Consider the following 6,420-nt stretch of genomic DNA (forward strand, 5'->3'; position numbering starts at 1 on the left):
TTGTGTGCGGGATTCGAGCGCGCATCGGCTGCCTCAGATGCGCTCGAAGATCGCCGCGATGCCCTGCCCGCCGCCGATGCACATCGTCACGAGCGCATAGCGCCCGCCGATGCGCTGCAGCTCGTACAGCGCCTTCACGGTGATCAGCGCGCCCGTGGCGCCGATCGGATGGCCGAGCGAAATGCCCGAACCGTTCGGATTGACCTTCGCGGGATCCAGCTTCAGTTCCTGCGACACGGCGCAGGCCTGCGCGGCGAACGCCTCGTTGGCCTCGATCACGTCGAGATCCGCGACGGACAAACCCGCGCGTTCCAGGACCTTCTGCGTCGCGGGCACCGGGCCGATGCCCATGAGCTTCGGATCGACGCCCGCGTGCGCGTAGGCGACCAGCCTGGCCAGCGGCTGCGCGCCGCGCTTCTCGGCGACGCTGCGCTCCATCAGCACGACGGCCGCCGCGGCGTCGTTGATGCCCGATGCATTGCCCGCCGTCACCGTGCCGTTTTCTTTCGCGAACACGGGCTTGAGCTTCGCGAAGTCCTCGGCAGTGGCGTTCATGCGCACGTGTTCGTCGCGCTCGAACACCGTGTCGCCTTTCTTCGACGCGAGCGTGATCGGCAGGATCTGCTCCTTGAAGAAACCGGCCTCGATGGCGTGCGCCGCGCGCTTGTGCGATTCGAGCGCGAGCGCGTCCTGCATCTCCCGCGTGATGCCGAACTGGCGCGCGACGTTCTCAGCGGTCACGCCCATGTGAATCTTGTCGAACGGATCGTTCAGCGCGCCGACCATCATGTCGACGATGCGCGCGTCGCCCATGCGCTGGCCGAAGCGCGCGGCCGGCATGATGTAGGGCGCGCGGCTCATGCTTTCCGCGCCGCCGCCGATGGCGACATCCGCATCGCCGAGCAGGATGCTCTGCGACGCCGATACGATCGCCTGCAGGCCCGAACCGCACAGGCGGTTCACCGTGAGCGCGGGCGCGTGCTGCGTGACGCCGCCGTCGAGCGCGGCGACGCGGGCGAGATACATGTCGCGCGGCTCGGTCTGGATCACGTTGCCGAACACTACGTGGCCGACTTCATCGCCCTGCACGTTCGCACGCGACAAGGCCTCGCGCACGACGCGCGCGCCGAGATCGGTCGGCGTGAAATCCTTCAGCGCGCCGCCGAAATCGCCGATTGCCGTGCGCACGCCGCTCACCACCACCACTTCACGTTGCATGTCGTCTCCGCTGTCGGGTTGCTGTTGCTGGATTGACGCTCAGGCTTTCAGCGCGCGCTCCACCGCGGCCTGATCAGGAATCGGCGCGACCGCGCCAAAGCCTTGCGTCGACAAGGCGGCCGCCGCGTTCGCATAGCGCGCGGCCGCGAAAGGATCATCGCCGGCGACGATGCGCGCAATGAACGCGCCGCCAAAGCAGTCGCCCGCGCCGGTGGCATCGACCGCCTGCACGACGCGGCCGGGCACCACGCGCCGCTCGGCGGGCGTGGCGATGTACGCGCCCTCGCGGCCCAGTTTCAGCGCGACGATCTTCGGACCGAGCGCCAACAAGGCGTCGACGATCGCGTCCTTGTCTTCGTGGCCCGTGAGCAGCGTGACGTCGTCCCAGCTCGGCAGGCAGATGTCGGCCGAGCGGATGGCTTCGAGCATCACGGCGCGAGCGCGCGCGAGCGGCCACAGCTTGAGGCGCAGGTTGGTGTCGAAACTGACGGTGACGCGGTGCGAGCGCGCATGGTCGATGGCGGCGAGCGCGGCATCGCACGCGGCCACGCCGATCGCCAGGCTGATTCCCGACAGATGCACGACGCGGGCGGCCGCGATGGCGTCGAGCGGCAGGTGCGACGGCGCATAGCGGCTCGCCGCCGAGCCCGCGCGCAAGTAGTCGAAGCGATGCCCCTGCTCGCCGTGCGACACGAAATACACGCCCGTGGGCGCGTCCTGATCGATGCGCACCGTGGAGGTGTCGACGTTCTCCGCGCGCCACAGGTCGAGCAGCAACTGGCCGAAGTGATCGTTGCCGACGGCGGAAACGAAGCCGGTCGAGGCGCCCTGCCGCGACGCCGCGATCAGGAAGTTCGACACATCGCCGCCGAAACCTTGCAGATAGCCGGGCTGGCCGCGCTGCGACTGATTGAACTCGATCATCGCCTCGCCGAGGGCGAGGACCTGCGGAGCGTGCGGCATGGTGTCAGACCTCGCCCCAGAGATCGTGGCCGTCGGCGCCGGTGATTTTCACGGAGACGAAATCGCCGGCCTTGTAGCGCTTCGATGCCTTGGTGGCCGGCGCGATGTACACGACGCCGTCGATTTCCGGCGCATCCGCCGCCGTGCGGCCGATGCCGCCGTCCGTGCCGATCTCGTCGACGAGCACCTTGAGCGTCTTGCCCACTTTCTTTTTCATGCGCTTCGCCGACAGTTCCTCGGCGAGTTCCATGAAGCGCGCGCGGCGCTCTTCGCGGACTTCATCGGGCAAGGCGCCGTCGAGTTCGTTGGCGCTCGCGCCTTCGACCGGCGAATACGCAAAGCAGCCGACGCGGTCCAGGTCCGCTTCCGCGATGAAGTCGAGCAGGGTCTGGAACTGCTCTTCCGTTTCGCCCGGAAAGCCCGCGATGAAGGTGCTGCGAATGGTCAGGTCGGGACAGATTTCGCGCCACGTCCGGACGCGCTCGAGCACTTTCTCGGCGTTGGCCGGGCGCTTCATGCGCTTGAGCACCTCGGGATGCGCGTGCTGGAACGGCACGTCGAGATACGGCAGCACGTGGCCCTTGAGCGGGCCTTCGGCCATCATCGGGATGACTTCGTCGACGCTCGGGTACGGATAGACGTAATGCAGGCGCACCCAGGCGCCGTATTGGGCGGCGAGTTCGCCGAGCGCGCCGACCAGGTCGGTCATGCGCGTCTTGAGCGGCTTGCCGTTCCAGAAGCCGGTGCGGTACTTGACGTCGACGCCGTACGCGCTCGTGTCCTGCGAGATCACGAGCAGTTCCTTCACGCCGGACTTGAAGAGATTCTCGGCTTCGAGCATGACTTCGGCGACGGGACGCGAGACGAGATCGCCGCGCATCGACGGAATGATGCAGAAGGTGCAGCGATGATTGCAGCCTTCGGAGATTTTCAGATAGGCGTAGTGGCGCGGCGTGAGCTTGATGCCGGCGGGCGGGACGAGGTCGGTGAACGGATCGTGCGGCTTGGGCAGATACGTGTGCACCGCGTTCATCACTTCGTTGGTGGCGTGGGGGCCGGTGACCGCGAGCACCTTCGGATGCACTTCCTCGATCAGGCCGCCGCCGCTCGCGCTCTTTTTCGCGCCGAGGCAGCCGGTGACGATGACCTTGCCGTTTTCGGAGAGCGCCTCGCCGATGGCGTCGAGGCTTTCCTGCACAGCTTCGTCGATGAAGCCGCAGGTGTTGACCACGACGAGGTCCGCGCCGTCATAGGTGCCGGAGATCTGATAACCCTCGGCGCGCAGCTGGGTGATGATCTGCTCGGAGTCGACGAGGGCTTTCGGGCAGCCGAGGGACACCATGCCGATTTTGGGGGCTGGGGCCTGGGCGGTTGATTCCAAAGAGTTTTTCACGGGGAGAGACGATGTTGTGGGGCTCGGCCGAAGGCGTCGGGCGAATCCACTATTTTACATCGGAGCGGTGGGGAGGCGGTTTGGAGGGCGGTGGGTGGTGCGGATTGGTTCAAGCGGAGGATCACCCAGGCATTCGCTGTGACACTGTTTGCTGAAAACGAACCCCTTTTCACAACACAGTCTGCGTTTGTCGTTCAGACTGGCTTACATCCGCGAGGCTCGAAACTTGAAATACGACGCGAAATGCCATGAGAAGGACAGCAATACAGATCCGCGCTGCAACCGTCGAAGACGTGCCCCGGCTTTTCGATGTTCGCACTAGCGTCCGTGAGAACCGCATGTCCATCGAAGAACTGGCATCCGTGAATATCACGCCGGTGACCATTGCCGCCATGCTGACCGGCGAAGGCCGCGGTTGGGTTGCGGAAGATGCTGCAAAGGTTGTGGCATTCGGCATGGCAAACGCGGCAGACGCAACGATCTACGCGCTGTTTGTTCGACCCGAATATGAAGGAATCGGCGTGGGCCGACTGCTCATGAACGCAGCGGAACAATGGTTGTTCAGCCGAGGATGCGGCGAGATCTGGCTGCGGACTGATCGGAATCCAGCAGTCCGAGCGAACGGCTTTTATCAGCGGCTTGGTTGGAAAAACGGGGGGGTTAGGGAAGACGGCCAAAATCAATATACGAAGTGCCTATCTTGATACTGCACCTGCGGCACTTGAACGATTTTCCGGCGAACTCGGCGCGAGACGTCGCGAGACGTTGAATCCTGAAGCACAACCCGCTTGCAATGCCGAGCAGCGGCTGGTTGCAGGTCTCGCTGGAAAGCAACGATGCGCCGTTTCCTGCCTCATCGATATAGCAGATCGATATAGCAAATGTACGTCACAGTCTTGCGTCCGCGGATATGAAAACAGCCGCTTGAAGCGGCTGTTTGGCGGCCTGCGGCCGTATTTGCCGCCAGGTTTCCCCGTTCGACGAGCGTTTCAGGCATCGCCTGAAACGTAGGTATAGCTTAGGGGCGCGCCATACCGAGCGTCAACGAAATCGCGAACGCATTTCTGTGAAATTACTTCCTCAACGTTCCGCCGCTGACCCTGATCCCCCGGCTGGCGATGCGCGCCACCCGCGAAGCCTGCCCGGATACGAGCCCCCTACTTCTTTTCCGTAGTCGGCCCCGTAGGCGCCTGAAACGGAAACGTATTGAACATCGTCTTCGCCTGCGATTGCATCTGCTCCTGCATCTGCACGAACATGTTCTTCGACTGCTCGATATAGCTCGTCATCATGCCCTGCATCATCGGCGCCTGCATGTTCATGAACTGCGACCAGACCTCGGGATTCAGCGCGTTGCCGTCGTAGATGCCCTTGCTCTGCTCGGACAGCTTCTGCTGGATGTCGATGAACGCCTGGATGTTCTTCTCCAGGTACGTGCCCATCATGCCCTGCATCGCGTGGCCGTAGAAGCGGATGATCTGCGACAGCATCACCGAGGAGAACATCGGCAGGCCGCCGCTCTCTTCCTCAAGAATGATCTGCAGCAGGATGCTGCGCGTGAGGTCGTCGTTGGACTTCGCGTCGAGCACCTTGAACTCTTCCTGATCGAGCACGAGTTGCTTCACATCCGACAACGTGATGTAGGTGCTCGTCTCCGTGTCATACAGCCGACGGTTCGGATACTTCTTGATCAGTCGCTCGGCGGATTTCTTTGTAGTAGTAGTGGTCATTGAACGCCTTTAAACGCAAAACTTTACTGCGATGGCAGCAAGCAGGTCTTGCGTCGTCGCAAAAAAGCGCTGCTGCATGTTCGCCGCATCGTTGAAAAAATCCGGCGAGTGGCGGCCCGCCCGGATGCACGTAATGCATGCAACGCACGCAATGCACGCCGCACCCGGACGAGCCTCCGCCCGTCAGCCCATATGCAAGCCGCCGTTCAGCGAGAAGTCCGCGCCGGTCGAGAAGCCCGATTCATCGGAGGCCAGCCACGCGCAGATCGAGCCGATCTCGTCGGGCGTGCCCAGACGCCGCACCGGAATGGTCGCGACGATCTTCTCCAGCACTTCCGGCCGGATGGCCTTCACCATGTCCGTGCCGATGTAACCCGGCGACACCGTGTTGACCGTCACGCCCTTGGTCGCCACTTCCTGCGCGAGCGCCATCGTGAAGCCGTGAATGCCGGCCTTGGCGGTCGAATAGTTGGTCTGGCCGAACTGTCCCTTCTGCCCGTTCACCGACGAAATGTTGATGATGCGGCCGAAACCCCGCTCCACCATGCCGTCGATGACCTGCTTGGTCACGTTGAACAGGCTCGTCAGGTTGGTGTCGATGACGGCCGTCCAGTCCTCGTGCGTCATCTTGCGGAACACGACGTCGCGCGTGATGCCTGCATTGTTCACCAGCACGTCGACTTCGCCGACTTCGGATTTGACCTTGTCGAACGCGTTCTTGGTCGATTCCCAGTCGCCGACGTTGCCTTCCGAGGCAATGAAGTCGAAGCCGAGCGCCTTCTGGTCTTCCAGCCATTTCACCCGGCGCGGCGAGTTGGGGCCGCAGCCCGCGACCACCGTGAAGCCATCCTTGTGCAGGCGCTGGCAGATGCTGGTGCCGATGCCGCCCATGCCGCCGGTTACATACGCTATGCGCTTCGTCATACCTCACTCCATTTTCGTTATGCGGACGGCGATCTCCAGGCCGCCCGCCAATCCTTCCCAGTCCTGCCCTGCGTACTTGTGCCGCGCGTCCTGCTTACGGCCGTTCCACCGCCAGCGCCACGCCCATGCCGCCGCCGATGCACAGCGACGCCAGACCCTTCTTCGCATCGCGCTTCTGCATTTCGTGCAGCA

General features: G+C 63.6%; 7 protein-coding genes. 1 reads left to right on the forward strand and 6 read right to left on the reverse strand.

Annotated elements, in window-relative coordinates; genetic code table 11:
- Positions 1–33: 33 nt before the first annotated feature.
- Genes bktB through rimO form a run of 3 tightly spaced genes read right to left on the reverse strand, consistent with a single transcriptional unit; the run spans position 34 to position 3,523 of the window.
- The gene (gene bktB, locus QCE64_RS07585; RefSeq protein ID WP_309916505.1) at positions 34–1,218 is read right to left on the reverse strand and encodes a beta-ketothiolase BktB; all 1,185 of its coding nucleotides are present in this window, start codon (positions 1,216–1,218) and stop codon (positions 34–36) included.
- Between the two features lie 39 nt (positions 1,219–1,257).
- Entirely contained in the window at positions 1,258–2,181 is a 924-nt protein-coding gene (locus QCE64_RS07590) for a sugar kinase (protein WP_309916508.1), read from the reverse strand.
- A 4-nt stretch (positions 2,182–2,185) separates the two neighbouring features.
- Positions 2,186–3,523, reverse strand: a complete 1,338-nt coding sequence (gene rimO, locus QCE64_RS07595; RefSeq protein WP_309930195.1) for a 30S ribosomal protein S12 methylthiotransferase RimO — start codon at positions 3,521–3,523, stop codon at positions 2,186–2,188.
- Positions 3,524–3,912: 389 nt separating this feature from the next.
- Between rimO and QCE64_RS07600 the strand changes: the two genes are divergently transcribed.
- Positions 3,913–4,278: a GNAT family N-acetyltransferase gene (locus tag QCE64_RS07600; protein ID WP_310003293.1), complete on the forward strand. Its 366-nt coding sequence runs from the start codon at positions 3,913–3,915 to the stop codon at positions 4,276–4,278.
- A 453-nt stretch (positions 4,279–4,731) separates the two neighbouring features.
- Here QCE64_RS07600 and phaR read toward each other — a convergent pair whose 3' ends face one another.
- The 3 genes from phaR to QCE64_RS37915 form a co-directional block, all read right to left on the reverse strand.
- The gene (gene phaR / locus QCE64_RS07605) at positions 4,732–5,304 is read right to left on the reverse strand and encodes a polyhydroxyalkanoate synthesis repressor PhaR (protein WP_309916516.1); all 573 of its coding nucleotides are present in this window, start codon (positions 5,302–5,304) and stop codon (positions 4,732–4,734) included.
- 183 nt (positions 5,305–5,487) lie between these two features.
- A complete protein-coding gene (locus tag QCE64_RS07610) occupies positions 5,488–6,228 on the reverse strand; it encodes a 3-ketoacyl-ACP reductase (protein WP_309916519.1) in 741 nt (246 codons plus the stop codon).
- Positions 6,229–6,322: 94 nt separating this feature from the next.
- Positions 6,323–6,420: hypothetical protein (locus tag QCE64_RS37915; RefSeq protein WP_309934219.1), on the reverse strand; the 98-nt coding region annotated here is incomplete at its 5' end.

It is taken from the genome of Caballeronia sp. LZ043 (assembly GCF_031451075.1).
Lineage (GTDB): Bacteria > Pseudomonadota > Gammaproteobacteria > Burkholderiales > Burkholderiaceae > Caballeronia.